21 protein-coding genes are annotated in these 18,664 nt (G+C 45.0%); 1 reads left to right on the top strand and 20 read right to left on the bottom strand.

Annotated features, from left to right (window positions below; all coding sequences use genetic code 11):
• Nucleotides 1-52: 52 nt before the first annotated feature.
• From CHI10_RS05035 to prfA, 18 genes are all read right to left on the bottom strand, one after another.
• On the bottom strand, nt 53-292 hold the full coding sequence (locus CHI10_RS05035) for a hypothetical protein (protein ID WP_095243233.1): 240 nt from the start codon (nt 290-292) through the stop codon (nt 53-55).
• A gap of 88 nt (nt 293-380) precedes the next feature.
• Entirely contained in the window at nt 381-977 is a 597-nt protein-coding gene (locus CHI10_RS05030; RefSeq protein ID WP_095243232.1) for a hypothetical protein, read from the bottom strand.
• A 466-nt stretch (nt 978-1,443) separates the two neighbouring features.
• Nucleotides 1,444-2,595, bottom strand: coding sequence for a non-hydrolyzing UDP-N-acetylglucosamine 2-epimerase (wecB, locus tag CHI10_RS05025; RefSeq protein WP_095243231.1), 1,152 nt, complete (start codon nt 2,593-2,595; stop codon nt 1,444-1,446).
• 63 nt (nt 2,596-2,658) lie between these two features.
• Nucleotides 2,659-3,288 carry a uracil phosphoribosyltransferase gene (upp, locus tag CHI10_RS05020; protein WP_095243230.1) on the bottom strand — a complete coding sequence of 210 codons (630 nt, stop codon included), beginning with the start codon at nt 3,286-3,288 and terminating at the stop codon, nt 2,659-2,661.
• A 434-nt stretch (nt 3,289-3,722) separates the two neighbouring features.
• Complete coding sequence (locus tag CHI10_RS05015) at nt 3,723-4,964, bottom strand: serine hydroxymethyltransferase (RefSeq protein WP_095243229.1); 1,242 nt, start codon at nt 4,962-4,964, stop codon at nt 3,723-3,725.
• A gap of 176 nt (nt 4,965-5,140) precedes the next feature.
• On the bottom strand, nt 5,141-6,136 hold the full coding sequence (locus tag CHI10_RS05010; protein WP_095243228.1) for an anti-sigma factor: 996 nt from the start codon (nt 6,134-6,136) through the stop codon (nt 5,141-5,143).
• Nucleotides 6,129-6,662, bottom strand: coding sequence for a sigma-70 family RNA polymerase sigma factor (locus tag CHI10_RS05005; protein WP_095243227.1), 534 nt, complete (start codon nt 6,660-6,662; stop codon nt 6,129-6,131). The genes CHI10_RS05010 and CHI10_RS05005 overlap by 8 nt, the downstream gene beginning before the upstream one ends.
• Nucleotides 6,663-6,838: 176 nt before the next feature.
• The gene (locus CHI10_RS05000; RefSeq protein ID WP_095243226.1) at nt 6,839-7,405 is read right to left on the bottom strand and encodes a TIGR01440 family protein; all 567 of its coding nucleotides are present in this window, start codon (nt 7,403-7,405) and stop codon (nt 6,839-6,841) included.
• A gap of 21 nt (nt 7,406-7,426) precedes the next feature.
• Nucleotides 7,427-7,867, bottom strand: coding sequence for a ribose 5-phosphate isomerase B (gene rpiB / locus CHI10_RS04995; protein ID WP_095243225.1), 441 nt, complete (start codon nt 7,865-7,867; stop codon nt 7,427-7,429).
• A 103-nt stretch (nt 7,868-7,970) separates the two neighbouring features.
• The gene (locus tag CHI10_RS04990) at nt 7,971-9,266 is read right to left on the bottom strand and encodes a methyl-accepting chemotaxis protein (RefSeq protein WP_095243224.1); all 1,296 of its coding nucleotides are present in this window, start codon (nt 9,264-9,266) and stop codon (nt 7,971-7,973) included.
• Between the two features lie 16 nt (nt 9,267-9,282).
• Nucleotides 9,283-9,723, bottom strand: coding sequence for a low molecular weight protein arginine phosphatase (locus CHI10_RS04985; protein ID WP_095243223.1), 441 nt, complete (start codon nt 9,721-9,723; stop codon nt 9,283-9,285).
• A gap of 200 nt (nt 9,724-9,923) precedes the next feature.
• Entirely contained in the window at nt 9,924-10,475 is a 552-nt protein-coding gene (locus CHI10_RS04980) for a manganese efflux pump MntP (protein WP_095243222.1), read from the bottom strand.
• Nucleotides 10,476-10,587: 112 nt separating this feature from the next.
• The gene (locus tag CHI10_RS04975) at nt 10,588-11,631 is read right to left on the bottom strand and encodes an L-threonylcarbamoyladenylate synthase (RefSeq protein WP_095243221.1); all 1,044 of its coding nucleotides are present in this window, start codon (nt 11,629-11,631) and stop codon (nt 10,588-10,590) included.
• Nucleotides 11,632-11,807: 176 nt separating this feature from the next.
• Nucleotides 11,808-12,254, bottom strand: coding sequence for a GNAT family N-acetyltransferase (locus CHI10_RS04970; protein ID WP_095243220.1), 447 nt, complete (start codon nt 12,252-12,254; stop codon nt 11,808-11,810).
• A 183-nt stretch (nt 12,255-12,437) separates the two neighbouring features.
• Nucleotides 12,438-12,818, bottom strand: a complete 381-nt coding sequence (locus tag CHI10_RS04965) for a KGG domain-containing protein (RefSeq protein ID WP_095243219.1) — start codon at nt 12,816-12,818, stop codon at nt 12,438-12,440.
• A gap of 323 nt (nt 12,819-13,141) precedes the next feature.
• Complete coding sequence (gene spoIIR / locus CHI10_RS04960; protein ID WP_179288958.1) at nt 13,142-13,816, bottom strand: stage II sporulation protein R; 675 nt, start codon at nt 13,814-13,816, stop codon at nt 13,142-13,144.
• A 126-nt stretch (nt 13,817-13,942) separates the two neighbouring features.
• On the bottom strand, nt 13,943-14,797 hold the full coding sequence (gene prmC / locus CHI10_RS04955; protein WP_095243217.1) for a peptide chain release factor N(5)-glutamine methyltransferase: 855 nt from the start codon (nt 14,795-14,797) through the stop codon (nt 13,943-13,945).
• Nucleotides 14,798-14,804: 7 nt separating this feature from the next.
• On the bottom strand, nt 14,805-15,878 hold the full coding sequence (prfA, locus tag CHI10_RS04950) for a peptide chain release factor 1 (RefSeq protein ID WP_095243216.1): 1,074 nt from the start codon (nt 15,876-15,878) through the stop codon (nt 14,805-14,807).
• A 249-nt stretch (nt 15,879-16,127) separates the two neighbouring features.
• Here prfA and CHI10_RS04945 point away from each other — a divergent pair, with 249 nt between their 5' ends.
• Entirely contained in the window at nt 16,128-17,090 is a 963-nt protein-coding gene (locus CHI10_RS04945) for a DMT family transporter (protein ID WP_095243215.1), read from the top strand.
• 27 nt (nt 17,091-17,117) lie between these two features.
• Here CHI10_RS04945 and CHI10_RS04940 read toward each other — a convergent pair whose 3' ends face one another.
• Both CHI10_RS04940 and CHI10_RS04935 read right to left on the bottom strand, forming a co-directional pair.
• Nucleotides 17,118-17,558 carry a hypothetical protein gene (locus CHI10_RS04940; protein WP_095243214.1) on the bottom strand — a complete coding sequence of 147 codons (441 nt, stop codon included), beginning with the start codon at nt 17,556-17,558 and terminating at the stop codon, nt 17,118-17,120.
• Nucleotides 17,559-17,955: 397 nt separating this feature from the next.
• On the bottom strand, nt 17,956-18,576 hold the full coding sequence (locus tag CHI10_RS04935; protein WP_095243213.1) for a thymidine kinase: 621 nt from the start codon (nt 18,574-18,576) through the stop codon (nt 17,956-17,958).
• Between the last annotated feature and the right edge of the window lie 88 nt (nt 18,577-18,664).

The following is an 18,664-nucleotide window of genomic DNA, read 5'->3' as shown; positions in this document are numbered from 1 at the left end:
TTCAGATTATAAAAAAACCATCAAATGAATGATGGCTTTGTCCCTTTATGTACTAAAACAGCTGATTCGGTTCCAGTTTTCCTTTTTGAATTAGATGGTCCCGCTTTTTATCTCTCCACATATCCGCTAGGGTCGCTATTATCAGTAATACTGTAAGCAGGATTCCTTTTCCTTCTGCCAGCTTAAATACCAGGGCGATGAAACCTTCAGACATGAAGGTTCCCATTAATGAACCTACAAGCATAATGATCCAGACAATCAATGCTCCTTCTAAAACGGCTAATGCTCTCATTTATTCGACCTCCCGGGTATATAAAATCATTATGCCAATACCCCGCAGACAGCAGTCTAAACGTTAATCTTGCAATTTGGTCATTCCTTTACTTTCCAAATATCTTCTGCCAGATGCTTTTGCTTTTTTCAGCCTCTAATGCACCGGCTACTTCTTCTACAGACTGTTGTGTCGCCATCAGTTTTTCATAAAGAGTAGTAACTTTTTCGCTCTCTTTTTCATAGCCTTGTGCATGGGCATTTCTTAAATCTTCAATAGTGAGTTTGAGCTCGTGCACCTCATGTATCAGCTGCTTGTTTTGTTCTCTGATTTTATTCTGGGTAAGACGGGATTGCTCGTTTTGCTGCACGAGGAAGCTGACAAGCTTCTTCATATCTGTCAGTTCGGAATTCACATTCATAAGTGAGGTGGAGCTGCTTTCTTCCTCATCCTCCACTGTAATGATAACCGGAATTCCTGCATCCTCAAGCTTTGCTGTGACTTCCTCTTTTTTCAGCCCATCTGAATATAATTTACGGATAAATTTAAGCTTTTCAATTTCGGAAGCCTGGATTTTATAGCGATTATGTTCCTTCCGATAATTTATGTATTCTGCATGCTCCTGCAAATAACGCTTTAAGCTATTCTCAGGTATGTCCGGAAGTGCCTCTTTAAGCTCCTTCATTGTCAAATACTGATTTGCCAACGTCCTTCAGCACCTTTCTTGGTATCTTGCCGATCACCCAGTTCCCGCCGGGCACTACCCACGACTAACCACCTAACCGCCAACAAAACCACCATGGTCATTTTCCGCGGTAAATGATGTCATTTCTGCCGCCATTTCTTTAACCATGAATACGTCATTTGATCACTCTAAACTCTTTTGAAACGTTGATATATTAACATTTTGCAAATAACCATCCAACCATCAACATGTTAACCGTGTTCAAATCTATCTTTCATTTCTTCTATACTCTATCATAACTTTTCCAGCGTGGCGGGGAAAGAGACTTTTAACATAAAAATTAAATAGATTTCCCGGTTCATCTTCAACCATCCACCCACCAACATATCAACCATGATGTTTTTCAAATAATAGGGCCCGCTTCTCCCCTCCCCTTTTTGAAAAAGGAACAGAAAATGCACCCCTTTTTAAAAGAGGTGCATTTCTATTAGTTTTGCGGTTTATATTCTTCCGGACGATCATTCGTCTGTTTAAAATGGTAGCGGATGGCATCGCAAATTCTTCTGGAAGCATTTCCGTCTCCATATGGGTTTACAGCTTTAGCCATTTTTTCATAGGCTGCCCCATCAGTCAGAAGCTCCGTTGCCAGTTCGTAAATTGGCTGTTCCTCAATGCCGGCAAGCTTAAGGGTTCCGGCTTCAATTCCTTCAGGCCTTTCCGTTGTGTCTCGCAGAACAAGGACAGGCACACCAAGTGATGGTGCTTCTTCCTGAACTCCGCCTGAATCGGTCAGAATCAGATGAGCTCTTGAGGCAAAGTTATGGAAATCAATAACGTCAAGCGGCTCAATCAGATGAATGCGGCTATCGCTGCCAAGGATTTCTGATGCAATCTCCCGTACAGCAGGGTTCATATGAACGGGATATACGACTTGTATATCTTTCTGTTCTTCCACCAGCCTTTTAATAGCCTTGAACATGTTGCGCATCGGTTCTCCCAGGTTTTCACGGCGGTGTGCAGTCAGTAGCACAAGGCGGTCATCGCCGATTTTCTCCAGGACTTCATGGTGATACGTGTCTTTAACCGTAGTTTTAAGCGCATCAATGGCCGTGTTTCCGGTGATGAAAATACTTTCGCTCTTTTTATTCTCATTTAAGAGGTTTTCCGCTGACTTCGATGTTGGCGAGAAGTGCAGATCAGCCATGACACCTGTAAGCTGACGGTTCATTTCCTCAGGGAATGGAGAGTATTTATTCCATGTGCGCAGTCCCGCTTCCACATGGCCGACGACAATCTGGTTATAGAAAGAGGCAAGGCTTGCAATAAACGTTGTAGTGGTATCACCGTGAACAAGCACGATATCCGGCTTTACTTCCTTCATGATCTTATCAAGACCTTCAAGTCCGCGTGTAGTCACGTCTACCAGTGTCTGGCGGTCTTTCATGATATTCAGGTCATAATCGGGTGTGACCTTAAAAATATTTAATACCTGATCAAGCATTTCACGATGCTGTGCCGTCACGGTCACAATCGATTCAAAATACTCAGGGTGTTTTTGAAGTTCAAGAACAAGGGGTGCCATTTTAATGGCTTCAGGCCTTGTCCCGAAAATCGTCATTACTTTAATCGGACGATCCAATCAGAGCACCTTCCTTTATTAAAAGATGTTTTCAATCTTTTTGTCTGTTCGCTGCTGCTGATGTTATTTTGTTCCGAATAAACGGTCGCCTGCATCGCCCAAACCAGGGACGATATAGCCTTTTTCGTTCAATTTTTCATCTAATGCTGCAATGTAAATGTCAACGTCAGGGTGAGCTTCTTTCACAGCTTCTACGCCTTCAGGAGCGGCAATCAGGCACATGAATTTAATGTTTTTGCCTCCGCGCTTTTTGAGAGAGTGGATGGCTTCAATCGCAGAACCGCCCGTTGCAAGCATAGGGTCAACGACGATGAAATCTCTTTCTTCCACATCACTTGGAAGCTTTACATAATATTCAACCGGCTGCAGGGTTTCCGGGTCGCGGTATAAGCCGATATGGCCCACTTTTGCAGCTGGAATCAGTTTCAGGATGCCGTCAACCATTCCAATACCTGCGCGCAGAATTGGGATGATTCCCAGCTTCTTTCCTGCAAGAACATTAGACTTCATCGTGCTGACTGGTGTATCGATAGAAATTTCTTCTAAAGGCATATCACGGGTAATTTCGAATGCCATCAGTGTTGCCACTTCATCGACAAGCTCGCGGAATTCCTTTGTTCCCGTACTCTTTTCACGAATGTATGTAAGCTTATGCTGAATTAATGGATGATCAAAAACGTAAACCTTTGCCATGAGTATCTCTCCTTTTCATTATGCAGATTAGTCGAACCACACTTCGTCTAATTTTACAGAAAAACAATTCCATCGGCAACTATGATTCGTATTTGTAAAAGAAAAGTCATTATTACAGCAAAAGCGGAAGCGCCTCGTTCACCCCCGACAAGCACAAGACGAGCCTCCCGGAAGGCGTTCTTTGCCTTTTGGGAGGCTCGTCTTGTGACCTCGAGGGGGTAGGCGCTGAAGCTAGACGTAGATAAATTAATCCACAAAGTTATCAACATATCGCGATATATTATTTCCAAAAAGCAAGCAAAAGCGGAAGTCGAGCGTTTATTGGCGACATGGAAGGATTGGCTTAGAACCGGGAGCTAAACAGTTTCGCAAAGTCCAAAATTTTCTTATATTACCACATAAAAGCCGGCCTCTAGCTGAGACCGGCTGATTGATTAATATTCAGGATATAAAGTGAAGCTGCCTGTTAGGGCTTCGACGCGCTGAGCCGCTTCTTGAAGCTTCCCTTCATCTTCATGATTTTTAAGTGTGAAGGCAATGATGGATGCAATTTCCTTCATTTCTTTTTCGCCAAATCCGCGGGACGTAACAGCCGCTGTACCGATGCGGACGCCGCTTGTGACAAATGGGCTTTCCGGATCGAATGGAATGGTGTTTTTGTTGACTGTAATGCCGACCTCATCAAGTACTTTCTCAGCTACTTTCCCTGTCAGGCCAAGGGAACGGAGGTCAACCAGCAGCAGATGGTTGTCTGTACCCTGTGATACAAGGTCAATTCCTTCAGCCTTTAATGCTTCAGCCAGCTTTTTAGCATTCGAAATGATATTGCCTGCATAGGTTTTGAAGTCATCCTGAAGCGCTTCGCCGAAGGCAACCGCTTTTGCCGCAATGACGTGCATTAAAGGGCCGCCCTGGATTCCAGGGAAAATGGATTTATCAATTTTCTTCGCATATTCTTCTTTGCAGAGAATCATGCCGCCGCGCGGTCCGCGCAATGTCTTATGAGTAGTAGTTGTAACAAAGTCCGCGAACGGAACCGGATTCTGATGAAGACCAGCAGCTACAAGGCCTGCAATGTGAGCCATATCAACCATCAGCATGGCACCGACTTCATCGGCAATTTCACGGAAACGCTTGAAGTCAATTTCACGCGGATAGGCACTTGCACCCGCTACAATTAATTTCGGCTTAGACGCGCGGGCTTTTTCAAGGACATCTTCGTAATCAATGCGGTGTGTTTCTTTATCCACACCATATTCAACAAAATTGTACTGCACACCGCTGAAGTTAACAGGGCTTCCGTGCGTTAAATGTCCGCCATGGGATAGATTCATGCCAAGAACCGTGTCTCCCTGCTCTAACACAGTGAAGTATACGGCCATGTTTGCCTGTGCACCTGAATGCGGCTGCACGTTCACATGCTCTGCACCGAAAATTTCTTTCGCACGGTCACGGGCTAAATCTTCGACGACATCCACATGCTCACATCCGCCATAATAGCGGCGTCCCGGATAGCCTTCAGCATACTTGTTTGTTAAAACAGAACCCTGTGCTTCCATTACCGCTTCACTGACAAAGTTTTCAGAAGCGATTAATTCAATCTTTGATCTCTGGCGTCCTAATTCTTCCTGAATCGACTTGAAAACCTGCTCATCCTGCTGTGCTAAATGCTTCATAAGAATCCTCCCTTTTCTCCAACACACTTTTAATGAAGGCCAGCCTCTGCGGGCTTGCCCTTTCTATGTATCGATCTTTTTGTGAAAATTCTTTTTTATTTTAGCATGTTTTTTATAAAAGTGACAGGTACCTATACCAGTTTGCTGAAGTGGTATAGGTACCTGTCACCGTCCTTTTAATCCCAGTTCCAATAATCCATCTCCCCAAGGTATGGGGCACGGATTTGTTTTTCTTTTTTAAGTTTTAATAGTTCTTTTACCGGCCCGGTAACCACGGCCCCATAGACAATGAATCCATTTTTCTTCAAGAATTGATGACGTTCTTTCAGATGGTCAAGGCCGAGGAAGTTCTCATAATAGCTTTGAGATTCATTTTTTAAGAGACCCTCCATCTGTTTCAGCATCATCTTTTTATTTTCATCCATTAATTCCTCATTAAGGGTTAATTTTGATTCAGACATATAATCATCGCCTGCTTCCCTTCCCCCGGCCAGACCATATATGGAAGTTAATTCGATTGAATTTCCTCCGCTGCCGTAACCTGTCTTAAATTCTTTCAGTTCTCCTGTATAGAGCGGCATCCAAAGGACTTCGAGGTCATATGGCTTTAAAAGCTCCAGCAGTTCTTCCGGCTTCATGAATGACTGGGTGGAAAATGCCAGTTCCGCCACGGTCCCCTCGTGTATTTTTTCAAGAGAAGTCCAGACCGCAGGTTCCCCTTCAGCTGCCAGCCTTTTTCCGCTATTCGGATTTTCAGGCAGGGAAAAGCGGTAAATGCTTTCATTTTGCGGCTGAAATTCCTGAATACTCAAGGTGGAATATGAATTTAATAGCCCTTTCTCAACCTTCACCTCTCCAATTGTCTGATACTCCCGGCCAATTTTCCGTGCGATCGGATAGGAAATTTTCTGTGTCAGAAATGGAGTTACTTCTTTATTCATTATGCCTCCGAAATCCTCATGCATGTTTGGGTGCTTCCAATCCAGTGCCACCTTGCTGTAAAAAGCATGCTTTCTTTCACTATTGGCAGCGTCTGACAGTATATTTACGGCCATCATATAGGCCCAGAAGAGAAACAGGCAGGCAGCGAGCACTTTAACCACTCTAAATGTTAAGGTAAACCGGTATTTAGCCATGATTTTCTTTTCGCGGTCTTTGTTCCAGTCAGTCATGTTCATCCCTCCATTGTTCATCGGCAAGCTGTGCCAGCTTTTTCCGGGCCCGATGCAGTGTCACCTTTACTTGATTTTCAGACAGGTCCAGCGTTTCCTGAATCTCGCTGTAGCTGAAAGACTCGAATTCTCTTAAATATAAAATGGAACGGTACTGTTCCGGCAGACAGCTCATTAGGTCTGCGACTTTTTCATTCGATTCTTTCTTTAGTGCTGAATCCTCAGGCAATCCGTATGGGCTGGTCATTTCTCCCTTTGAAAATAAATAGTCGGCAAAAGGAATCTTATTTCTCCTCTGCCGTTTCCGCCATTCATCCAAATAAGCATTCCTGGCTACCTTAAAAAGCCATGCCCTTACATCTTCCTGTTTGTAGAAAGAGAGAGAAACCGTTGCCTTAATGAACGTTTCCTGCGTTAGATCTTCAGCTGTTTCCTTAGAGCCTGACATCTTATATAAATAGTAATAAAGCGGTCTGGCATAATGACGATATAAATCATCCAGCCGATCCCGCCTGCTCTCCTTCAACGGCTTCTCCCCCCTTTCTCACTAAAAGCTGCACTATTTACACGTTCTTCTTTCTTGAATGTTACAGATTATATAAAAAAAGGTGACAGGCACCTATACCAGTTTGCTGAAGTGGTATAGGTACCTGTCACCCAGTCCCAATCACCAGGCGATTGGGGCAGCAGTTTATTATTAAATCATCTGCAGGATTCATTCTCAGCGTTCCGTTCGTAAATCGCCCGGGCCCCACCGATGAGTTTTGGCCTGGTTTTGGCCATGGTGACGTGCGCCTCGCCGACTGATTTTTGGGAGGTTCGGATTGGAACAGCTACATGCTTCAGGTGCATGCCGATCAGTGTGTCGCCGATATCAATGCCGGCATCTGCCTTGATAAACTCGACCATAACGGGATCTTTGAAGTGTTCATAGGCGTATGTCGCCATCGCGCCGCCGGCCTTGCGGTGAGGGATAACGGCGACTTCATCCAGATTTTTTGCCTCGGCAACGGCCCGCTCAACGACTAATGCCCTGTTCAAATGCTCACAGCATTGAAAAGCCAGAGCAGCCCCGGTGTCCTGGCGAAGCTTGTCCAGACGCTCAAAAATCATTTCAGCCACTTGTTCCGTTCCGGCTGTGCCTATTCGTTTCCCGGCGACTTCACTTGTGCTGCAGCCCACGGCAAGAATATACTTTTCATTTAGAGGTACTTGTTCGCTAAATTCACGAATGATGGTATCCAATTCTTTTTTCCATTGATCGATCAAAAAGCTCACCCTTTCGAAAGTTTACTTCGTTTCGTAAGCAGTAATCTTTCCGACACGGTTTTCATGGCGGCCGCCTTCAAAATCTGTTGAAAGCCAAACTTTTGCAATTTCACGGGCCAGGCCGGGGCCAATTACTCGTTCACCCATCGCAAGGATATTGCTGTCATTATGTTCACGGGTTGCTTTTGCACTGAATACATCATGCACCAGTGCACAGCGGATTCCCTTTACTTTGTTGGCTGAGATGCTCATGCCAATTCCAGTTCCGCATATCAGAATGCCTTTATCGAATTCACCGCCTGCAACCTTTTCGGCAACTGGCAATGCATAATCCGGATAATCTACTGAAGTTTCGCACTCACAGCCGAAATCTTCATATTCAATGCCCATTTCATCCATTAAGCCTTTTATTTCTTCGCGGAGATTAAGTCCGCCATGGTCTGATGCGATTGCAATTTTCATAATGAAACCCTCCAGTTTGAAGCCGCTTTATTTTGACATTATGCTCTTATTTTGACACAAAACCCTGAAAATATAAAGAAAGGGAGCCGCAATTTGGGCTCCCTTATAGTTTAAATTTAGTAATAGTGCTATTTAATTTTTCGGCCTGCTCTTTTAGCTCGATGGCGAGCTTTTCCACATTGCCGATGACAGCTGTCTGTTGCTGAGTGGCAGCTGAAACCTCCTGTGCGCCTGCTGATGTTTCTTCCGCAATGGCTGCGACTTCCTGAGATTGGGTGGATGTATGCTGAATGCCTTCCATCTGATTATCCACCAATCCTGAAATGGCAGACACTGAAGCAGCCATTTCATTGACCACTTTCGCCATTTCTTCTATCACTTCATTTGTTTTCGTGCCTTTTTTCACTTCATTATTAGCAGTCTCCACCTGATAAGAGATTTGCGTAACAACATTGCGGACCTCTTCCTGTATGTTCTGTATCAGCTCCGAGATGCCCTGGACTGCCTTAGCACTCTCATCTGCAAGCTTCCGCACTTCTTCAGCGACCACAGCAAACCCTTTGCCATGGTCCCCCGCACGGGCCGCTTCAATGGAGGCATTTAAAGCTAGAAGGTTCGTCTGTGCGGCAATGTCACCGACAAGCTGTATGATCTGTTCTACCTTTACGGCATTCTCCTCAAGACGCTTTACTGTCTGAAGTGATTCCTCATTATCCTGGGCCAGTTTTTCTATGCCGGAAATAAGTGAATGGATTACCTTCTTTGATTCCATCAGGTCCTGAACCATTTCACCGGAAACATTTTGTGAAGCTTTTGCTGTATCCTGGACTTCCTGGGCGATGCGCAGGACATCTTCCATGGATTCAGCTGTTGACTGAATGGAAACGGCAGAACTGTCTGCTCCCTGGGAAATCTCGCTGATGGTTCTGGCAATCGCATCTGCCTGCTCTGCAGCTGCTGAGGACTCGGAAGACATGGCAATGACTTTTTCATTCGTTTCTTTGAAATTCTCATCAATTTTATGAACCATATCCCTTAAATTGAAAAGCATATGATTGAATGCAATCCCTAATGAACGGATCTCATCATCCGACTTGGAAAGCTCTGCATCCTGGCCGATATCGCCATTGGCAGCCATGAGGGCCGTTTTTTCAAGCTTCTGCAATGGTTTGGTGATAAAGCCTGCAGCAAAAAAGGCTAGTACACCTGACCAGAAAATACCCATTGCTAAGGTTAAAAAAGTAAAAACAGCTTCTCCAAATGGAAGCATCTCATCAATGCTTGGAAATAAAAAGTAAAGAAATACAGCACTTGTCGTGTATGTAATGATGGCCAGCGATGTGATGAATAATACGAGCTTTTTTCTAAGGCCGAATTTATAGCCCTTTTTCTCCCCCATTATATTGTCCCCCTGATTAATCTGCTCTCTTGATGCGATCCAAAATTTGTTCAATCGCTTCGGTCAGATCTTTAAATGTGCTTCTATATATCTCAACCGGCCCCCCATAAGGGTCGATAACATCTCCCGCAGCTCCGGCAAACTCTTTTAATGTGAAGGTTTTGCCCTCGGCGCCAGGAAACATGGACAGAACCGTATTTTTGTGGCCGGCTGTCATCGTCAAAATATAAGTCGACCAGTCTATTAAATTTTCACTCATACTGGATGACTGATGCTGAAGCGGAATTCCGTGCTCCTCCAGCACACTTTTTGTATTTGCGGATGCCTCACTGCCGTCTGCTGCAAATACGCCAGCCGACTTCACTTCCACACCGGGAATCGATCTGCTTTTCAAAATGGCTTCTGCCATTGGGCTTCTGCACGTATTTCCCGTACAAACAAATAATACATTTGCCATAGAATCTCTCCCTCCTTTTATATCGGTTTAAACTTAATAAACTTTATCCAAACTTTTCTTACATTATAAGACAATTTTCCTATAACACCTATAGCTCCCAAGCAAAAAAAGAAAAAGGGCAGCTCGCACCCTTTTCATTTTTCACAAAATATTAACATTTAAACACCGGGGTCCATTCGACAAAATTCGGGCGGTGCCTGTCACCCTATTAAAAGCTTGACCCCAAAAGCGAGGAGGATGGCGCCACCGAGGGCTTCGCTGTAGGAGCCGATCCAGCTTTGGACTTTTCTGCCGGTGAGGAGACCTGCCCATGTTAAGATGGTCGCCCCGGCTCCGAAGAAGACGAGCACCAGGAACGTTTTTGCTCCGTAGATTCCAAGGCTTAGGCCGACTGAAAAACTATCTAGGCTGACGCCCAGTGCAAAAATCAGCAGCCCCATGCCCACTGGCGTAATTAGGCTGTCTTCTTCATCCCTGAAGCTTGACCATATCATCTGCACGCCTAATAAAAGGAGCAGTCCCCCGCCGGCATATCCGGCAATGGCTCCAAATGTATTTGAAAGGAATCTGCCTGCTATCATTCCCAATAAAGGCATCCATACATGAAAAAGTCCAATGGTGATGCCGATTTTAGCTATTTGTCTGAGGCGGAGTTTGTACATCCCCATGCCAAGACCTACTGAAAAGGCATCCATCCCCAATGCGAATGCCATTAAAGCCAGTGTTAAAATTTCTCCAATCATTGCAGACATTTTTCCGCCCCCTTGGACTTGCTAATTCAGCATATGCACGTCCAGGAGGATTTAGAATCCCATTGCCTTTTTACAAAACAAAAAACCGCTTCCTGACGAAACGGTTTCTTTATTATCTGCTAATGACCCTGTGTCCAGCTGCCTTCATCAGGCGGTTCATGATGGCATGACCGACGCCTTCCCCCGGAAACATCTCACAGAATATAACATCAGCATCTGTTGTATTGAAATATCTTAACGCTTCATAGAGAGAGCTTGCCACGGTCTCAAGCTTTTCCCGCTGTCCGCAGGCATACACATAGTCAGCATGATAGAATTCCCGGTTTTCCACTGTCGTCAGAACGCCAACTGAAAGACCTTCCTGCTTCTTATCATCAACAAATTGCTGGATATCCTCTCTTGTTCCTTCTACTAAATAAAGAGGTGCATCCGGTGCATAGTGACGGTACTTCATACCCGGTGATTTCGGCGCCTGGCTTTCATCCGTTAATGCCGGGTCAACACTGATCTCTCCCACAACCTCTTCCAGCTGCTCTCTTGTAATGCCGCCCGGCCTTAGGATAACCGGCACTTCTCCCGTACAATCCACAACGGTTGATTCCACACCAACACCAGTCGGACCTCCGTCCACTAATCCGGCAATTCTTCCATTCAGATCTTCCCAGACATGGTCAGCTGTTGTCGGACTTGGCCTTCCGGACCGGTTCGCACTTGGAGCTGCAATGGGCAGACCTGTTTTCTTCAACAGCGCAAGGGCAACCGGATGATCCGGCATTCTCACAGCCACTGTGGATAAACCTGCTGTGGCATATTCGGAAAGAACGCCCTCCTTATGAGTAAAAATAAGCGTAAGCGGTCCCGGCCAGAATTGTTCCATCAGCGTCTGCGCCTTTTGCGGAACTTCCGTTATAAAAGCGTCCAGCTGAGCTCTGTCAGCAATGTGGATAATCAGGGGATTATCACTCGGACGTCCTTTTGCCTCAAATATTTTTTTGACCGCTTCATCATTTTTCGCATTTCCGCCTAATCCATATACGGTTTCTGTTGGAAAAGCGACCACTTCATTATCTTTCAGCAGATCGGCAGCCTGTGAACACTGTGAATAACTATCTTCTTTATCCACACTGTTATCCACCGACCATCTTTTTGTAATCATTGTTATCCACCTTCACAAAAAATGTTTTTTTGCTGTCAAAATTCCTATGTTTTCGACATTTTTTTGAACATTCCTTTGGAAAGTATAGTAGAAGAAGCTGGATAACTCAAGTCTTATCCACAAATTGTGTATAAATAAGACGGATTTGTGTATAACTTTGGCAAGATACCCACAATTCACATGGATAATTTTAAAAAGAAAGAGTTATCCACAGTCAGGATGTGTTTAACATGCTCTGATTCGAATAATACTTCCGGCAAGTGTGCTGTTTCTTCCTCTTTAAAACCAAGCAGGCTGAAAAAGGCAAGCGAATTTCGTTTATTGGATGCAAGATACAAAGCCTCCATGCCCCGATCCCTGGCCAGCATTAATATTTGCTCAAACAAAATAAATAAATCTTTTTCAGTTGCTGTGGATGTCATCACAAGCGATCTTAAAAGACCGGCCTTTCCATGGGGTTCAATTCCCAGGGTAGCCTTAATATCCCCGGAATCATTCTCCATAATTAAAAAATATTCAATTGCTTCCTTTATCCCGTCCGTACTTAAGTTTGCAGATTCCAGAAATGATGCCAGATTCTCCACATCTGAAGCATGAGCACATCTCACTACACCTGTTTCCATTTCTTCACCCCATTTTCTTATTTTCACTCTATGAATATGAAAAAATAGAAAAAGTAGAACTAGATTTTCGGAAAAACGGAAGCACCCTGACGAAACACTATGATTTAAACATAAAACACGGCAGCTGTCTGATGCGGCTGCCGTGTTTATATTACTATCATATACATTTTTTCTGCGGCAGGTTTAGTCGTTCGAGTTGCCGCCTTTTCGGCCGATTTCTTCGTAGAAATCGCGGTCATGATTTTCACTAGTTGCTTCTCCGCCCTTTTTGCCTATTTCCTGGTAGAATTCCTTGTCATGGCTTTCAGCTGTTGCTTCTCCGCCTTTTTGGCCAATCTCCTGATAGAAGTCACTATCATGATTTTCAGCTGTCGCTTCTCCGCCTTTTTTTCCGATTTCCTGATAGAAGTCCTTGTCATGGTTATCAGCTGTTGCTTCTCCGCCTTTGGAGCCGATTTCCTGATAGAATTCCTTATCATGGTTGCGGCTTGTTGCTTCTCCGCCCATGCGTCCTCGTTCCTCACGAGACATTTTATCGTTGTTATTATTGTTGTTTTTAGCCATAATCTTTCATCTCCTTTTTTTGTTTGTGTTTTGTTGCTACACTCCTTTAAATATCCGTTTTTGGGAGAATCAAACGCATGAAAGAAAGATGTTATATGGTTGTCTTAATTGTAATTTGATTTCCATTTTTTAAAATGATTCTAAAAAGGGGTGGGATTTGGGACGGGGTTCTGACTCTGCCTGCCCTTTTTCTCGCTTTTGGGTCTGAAGTTGACCCAGGTTCTGACTCTGAATCCCCTTTTCCGGCTACCACTGTCCGAAGCCGACTCTAGGCACACCCATTTACTCACCGTAAAAGGAAAAACCCTGCTCTGCAGCAGGGCTTAACCAAAGATCTTTTCCCAAATTTCTACTAAAAAGAACTTTACTTCTACTGGTTCTTCATCTTCCTCAGTATAAACCGGAGGAGTTTCTTTTTCGGAGTCTGTGTCAGCCGCGATTTCTTCTGCTTGTACTACTCCCTTATTTTCCCCTTCTTCAAATCCTTCGCTTACAGCTACACCGTTTGAGAAGTCAAGGAAGCATAGCGGAGGGAACAGCACGCACCACCAGTTGGCGCCTTTTCCTTCGCCAAGAGTGATTAAGATTGCTTCGTATTCGCCAGCAGGATATAAGAATTGTCCGTATAATTTCGTTGGGAAGCTGACTTTTCCAAAGTCGGCATTTACACTTTGATTCGCCCCTTCTTCAGCAACTACTTGTTCGGCAATCTTCTGAATCTCAGGCAATCTGGACTGGATCAGTTCGCGGGCATCTTCGATGGAAGTCAGCTCTGCCACCCACTCTGTGATTTCTGCATTTACAGCGTCCCTTACTTTTCTTTTAACCGCCTGGTCCTCTTCATTATCGCTATTGGCCAGAATGCGCAGCCTGATAGCCTCATTTGGTATGACCATCGGTTCATCTGCTGTCACTTCTGTTTGCGGTATATATAAACTTAATATAGTTCCTAAGGATAAAATCAGTACATATAATTTCACAATCGTCTTTGTGTTCATCATTTACGCCACCATCCCTTCACTATCCACAGTGTGGACAGGATGGCAGAATCTTAAACTATTAAAATTAATATTTTTCTAGTTTCTATCAATTTTATTTATTCGACAAAATTCGGGTGGTGCCTGTCACCCGATTTCCGCAAAAACCATCCGGTCTTTGCCGTTAATATCGTAGATGGTTTCGATATTGGCCTGTGGAAAAGTCTTTTGCAGGAGTGCAGAAACTGCTGCACTTTGGCCGGCTCCTACCTCGAAGCCGATGAGAGCATGGTCCTTGATGACAGCTGGCAGCTCTGCCATAAAGCGCTGGTACAGATCCAGCCCCTCTTCCCCTGCAAAGAGGGCACGATGCGGCTCATGCTTAGTGACTACATCTGACATCCATTCGATATCCCTTTCTGGTATATACGGAGGGTTTGATAGAATGATATCGAACTTCTTCCCTTTTGAGATAAGGGGCTGGAGAAGATCTCCCTGGAAAAATTCGATTTCTGCGCCATTCTGTTCTGCATTTTTTTGAGCAAGCTCAAGAGTCGGCCCATAGATATCTGTGGCCGTGACAGTTAATTCCGGTTTCTCGAGCTTCATCGTAACAGCAATCGCTCCGCTTCCGGTGCCGATGTCCGCCATTTCAAGCCCAGTTGCGGTGCCAAACAGCTTGTTTATCTTCTGCAGAGCGTTATAAACCAGTTCTTCTGTTTCCGGTCTTGGGATAAGCACATCTTCATTCACCTGGAAGGTGCGCCCGTAGAATTCCTCAGAGCCGATGATATACTGAACAGGCTGACCCGCTGCATGCGCCTGCACAGCTCCCTGGAATTCGGCCAGGATCTCCGGATGCAAGTCTTCGCGCAGATTAGCCAGAAAGCTTGCCCTGCTCATCTTCATAAAATGCTGCAATAGCAGCTCACCGGCATTCTCATCGCGATTGGACTTCTTTAAAAAAGAAGAAGCCCAGTTGAGGGCTTCATATACTTTCATCGTTGAATTACTCATTGGATGCACTGTCCAGCTTGGCAGATTGCTCTTCCACGATCAGCGCGTCAATAACCTCATCAAGCTTGCCTTGAAGGATCTGGTCAAGCTTTTGGATCGTTAAGCCGATGCGGTGATCGGTTACACGGTTTTGCGGGAAGTTGTACGTACGGATACGCTCAGAGCGGTCTCCGGTACCAACTGCCGATTTACGCTGCTGGTCATATTCAGCCTGCGCTTCCCGCTGGAACTTATCATAAACACGGGCACGAAGAACCTTCATCGCTTTTTCTTTATTCTTGATTTGTGACTTTTCATCCTGGCAGGATACAACCGTCATTGTCGGCAAGTGAGTCAGACGAACAGCTGACATTGTCGTATTAACACTCTGTCCGCCCGGTCCGCTTGAAGCAAATGTATCCACACGGATATCTTTTTCATGAATGTCAATTTCCACTTCTTCTGCTTCCGGAAGAACCGCAACCGTTGCCGTAGAAGTGTGGATGCGCCCGCCGGATTCAGTTTCCGGTACACGCTGAACACGGTGTGCGCCATTTTCAAACTTAAGCTTGGAAAATGCACCATTTCCGTTGATCATGAAGATGATTTCCTTATATCCGCCTACACCCGTTGAGCTGGTTTCAATGACATCAATCTTCCAGCCCTGTGTCTCGGCAAAGCGGCTGTACATGCGGTATAGGTCACCTGCAAATAAGGCAGCCTCATCGCCGCCGGCAGCACCGCGGATTTCCATAATAACGTTTTTATCATCATTCGGGTCTTTTGGAATAAGAAGGATTTTCAGACGCGCTTCCAGATCCTCTTTTCTTTCCTCAAGCTCACCTAACTCTTCTTTAACCATTTCGCGCATTTCTGCATCCAGCTTCTCTTCAAGCATGGCACGCGCATCCTGATACTGCTCTTTCACTTCTTTATATTCGCGGTATGTGTCAACAGTTTCCTGAATACCGGACTGTTCTTTTGAATATTCGCGAAGCTTTTTTGGATCATTGACAATTTCAGGATCGCTCAAAAGCTCATTTAATCTTTCATAACGGTCCTCGACAGATTGAAGACGATCAAACACAGCCATTCACCTCAATTTTTTATCCAATAACCGCGGGCATTTCCCAGCGGAGTATAGTTAAATTTATTTACAGACGTTGCTCCATAACATTCTAATTATAGTATAGCTGAAAGTTACAGTCAAAACGATTCATGGCTTTCTTTTTGTCCGGGAATTTTCTGAAAAATCATTGCCTGGGGTGGTTATATCCTATATATTGATTTTATCAATTGATTCTGCGTTTTTTACTGGGAAATGAGGTGGATCGGCATGAAAGCCATCGTATTAGGCATTTTCTCCGCCTTCTTCTTTGCTTTCACATTTGTTTTAAACCGGGCAATGGAAATGGATGGCGGGAGCTGGCTATGGAGCGCCTCGCTCCGCTATTTTTTCATGATACCTCTGTTGGGTGCCATCGTGGCATTCAGGGGGAATTTGCGGCCCTTATTAACTGAAATGAAAAAGGCCCCAGGGCCATGGCTGCTATGGAGCTTTGTAGGCTTTGGCTTATTTTACGCACCTTTATGTTTTGCGGCGGCCTATGGACCCGGCTGGCTGATTGCCGGAACCTGGCAGATTACGATTATCTCCGGTTCCCTGCTTGCACCGCTTTTTTTCGTTGCGTTTCAAACCGGAAATGGAACGGTGAAAGTAAGAGGGAAAATTCCTTTTCGCGGAATGATGATGAGCCTGGTCATTCTTCTTGGCGTTGCGGTTATGCAGGTGGAGCACGCATCTTCCATTTCTTTGCGGGATACGCTGCTTGTCATCATTCCCCTGATTATCGCCTCCTTTGCCTACCCGTTAGGCAACCGTAAAATGATGGATGTGTGTGAGAATCGGCTTGACGCCTACCAGCGTGTGCTCGGAATGACGATTGCCAGTCTTCCTTTTTGGTTCCTCCTCTCAGTTGCAGCCATGGCAACAAGCGGAGTGCCCAGTTTCAGCCAGGTCACTCAATCCGGGTTAGTCGCTCTCTTTTCCGGAGTTTTTGCCACGGTATTGTTCTTTGCAGCAACAGACCTTGTCCGGGGCAATATGCAAAAACTCGGTGCTGTGGAAGCAACTCAATCTCTCGAGGTTCTTTTTGCTGTTCTTGGTGAAGTGTCGCTGCTGGCAAGCCCGCTGCCATCTGGAATTTCGTTAACAGGAATGGCCCTTGTCATTGTTGGCATGGTGCTGCACAGTTATGTGACCTCGAACAAGGCTATTTTAAAAAGAAAAGCTGCGTAAAAAAATGCCCTGGGTAAGCAGGGCATTTTACGTGCGGTCTTCCTGAACCTTCACTTCAATATGATAAGTCGGAAGAGCTTTAATCAGAGCTTTATGCAATTGAGCCTGTGAATCCATCTTTTCCTGATGGGTCATATTGCCTTTCCGGTATGCAGTCACCCACATATCCTCCCCATTGATCCAAACAGCTCCCGGGCGGTAGCCCTCATGAGCAGCAATCACCTTGCGGGCATGGTCGATATCATCCTGATTATCCAGGCGCTTGCCGTCAAAGTTGATAAAGTTCGGATTCTGATCACCGCTCATCGTCCGGTCCAATGTATCATTGTCCTCTGTGCGGTCCAGATCGTTATTGATGAATGAAACTCCATCCCGGCTCTCATGGTCATACTCACTTTCAGTTGCCTGATTGTTGGCACAGCCAGCCATCAATGTGAGCAGCAGAAGGAACATACTCAGTTTTTTCATTCTTTACACCTCCTTTTTATAGCATGTCCGCTATAAGAAGGATTGTGCGGTCCAAAATAAGGCAGAGCTGGGCGGTGGAAGGCGTTGCTAGTTGATTTGGCTGAAGCTTTGGTAAGCACTTTTCTTAGTTTTTTGTCAGAAGTCGCTCCGGGTTCAGACTCAAATCACGGAATTTTTGCTTTTTGTGTCTGAAGTTGACCCAGGTTCGAACTCAAACTGCTGGATCTTTGCTTTTTGTGTCTGAAGTTGACACAGGTTTGGACTCAAACTGCCGGATCTTTGCTTTTTGTGTCAGAAGTTGGCCCAGTTTTGGACTCAATCCCAGGTTTTTCGCTTTTTAACAAAATAAAAAAACTGCCCGGAACACGCCAGGGCAGAGAGATCGTTAAGTATGAATTTATGATAAAAACTCGGTTGTCTTCTGTTTTTCTAAAACATTGGGCGATTTGGGTACTTCATGATGATGGCGGCAGCGCGGTTCATAGGCTTCTGAAGCGCCAACTAAAATAACCGGGTCATCATATGAAGCTGGATTTCCATTGATCAGGCGCTGTGTACGGCTTGCAGGTGATCCGCAGACGGCACAGACGGCTTGAAGCTTTGTAACCAATTCTGCTATCGCCATGATGGCAGGCATTTGGCCAAACGGCTCCCCGCGGAAGTCCTGGTCAAGTCCGGCAGCGATAACACGATGTCCGCTGTCAGCCAGGTGCTGAATGACTTTGACAATTTCATCATCAAAAAATTGCACTTCATCAATAGCAATCAAATCAGTTTCAGATGTAATGTATTTAAAAATATCGGTAGACTGGGTCAGGGGTTTAGCTATGACCGAAGTTCCATTATGTGAAACGACAGCTTCATCACTATATCGGTTATCAATCTGCGGTTTAAATACAGCAATTTGCTGTTTGGCGAACTGAGCTCTGCGCACACGGCGAATCAGTTCTTCTGATTTGCCGGAGAACATGCTGCCGCAAATGACTTCCACCCATCCGTGATGATTCATAACGTACATGAACGGCCTCTCCTTCCTCGTTCTAACTAATAGAATGGCTTGTTTAATAACAAAGTATAAAGTTTTTTACTTTGATAACTGTCTAGCT

The organism is Bacillus sp. 7894-2, assembly GCF_002272225.1.
Lineage (GTDB): Bacteria > Bacillota > Bacilli > Bacillales > Cytobacillaceae > Cytobacillus.
This window is presented reverse-complemented; position numbering and strand designations above follow the sequence as displayed.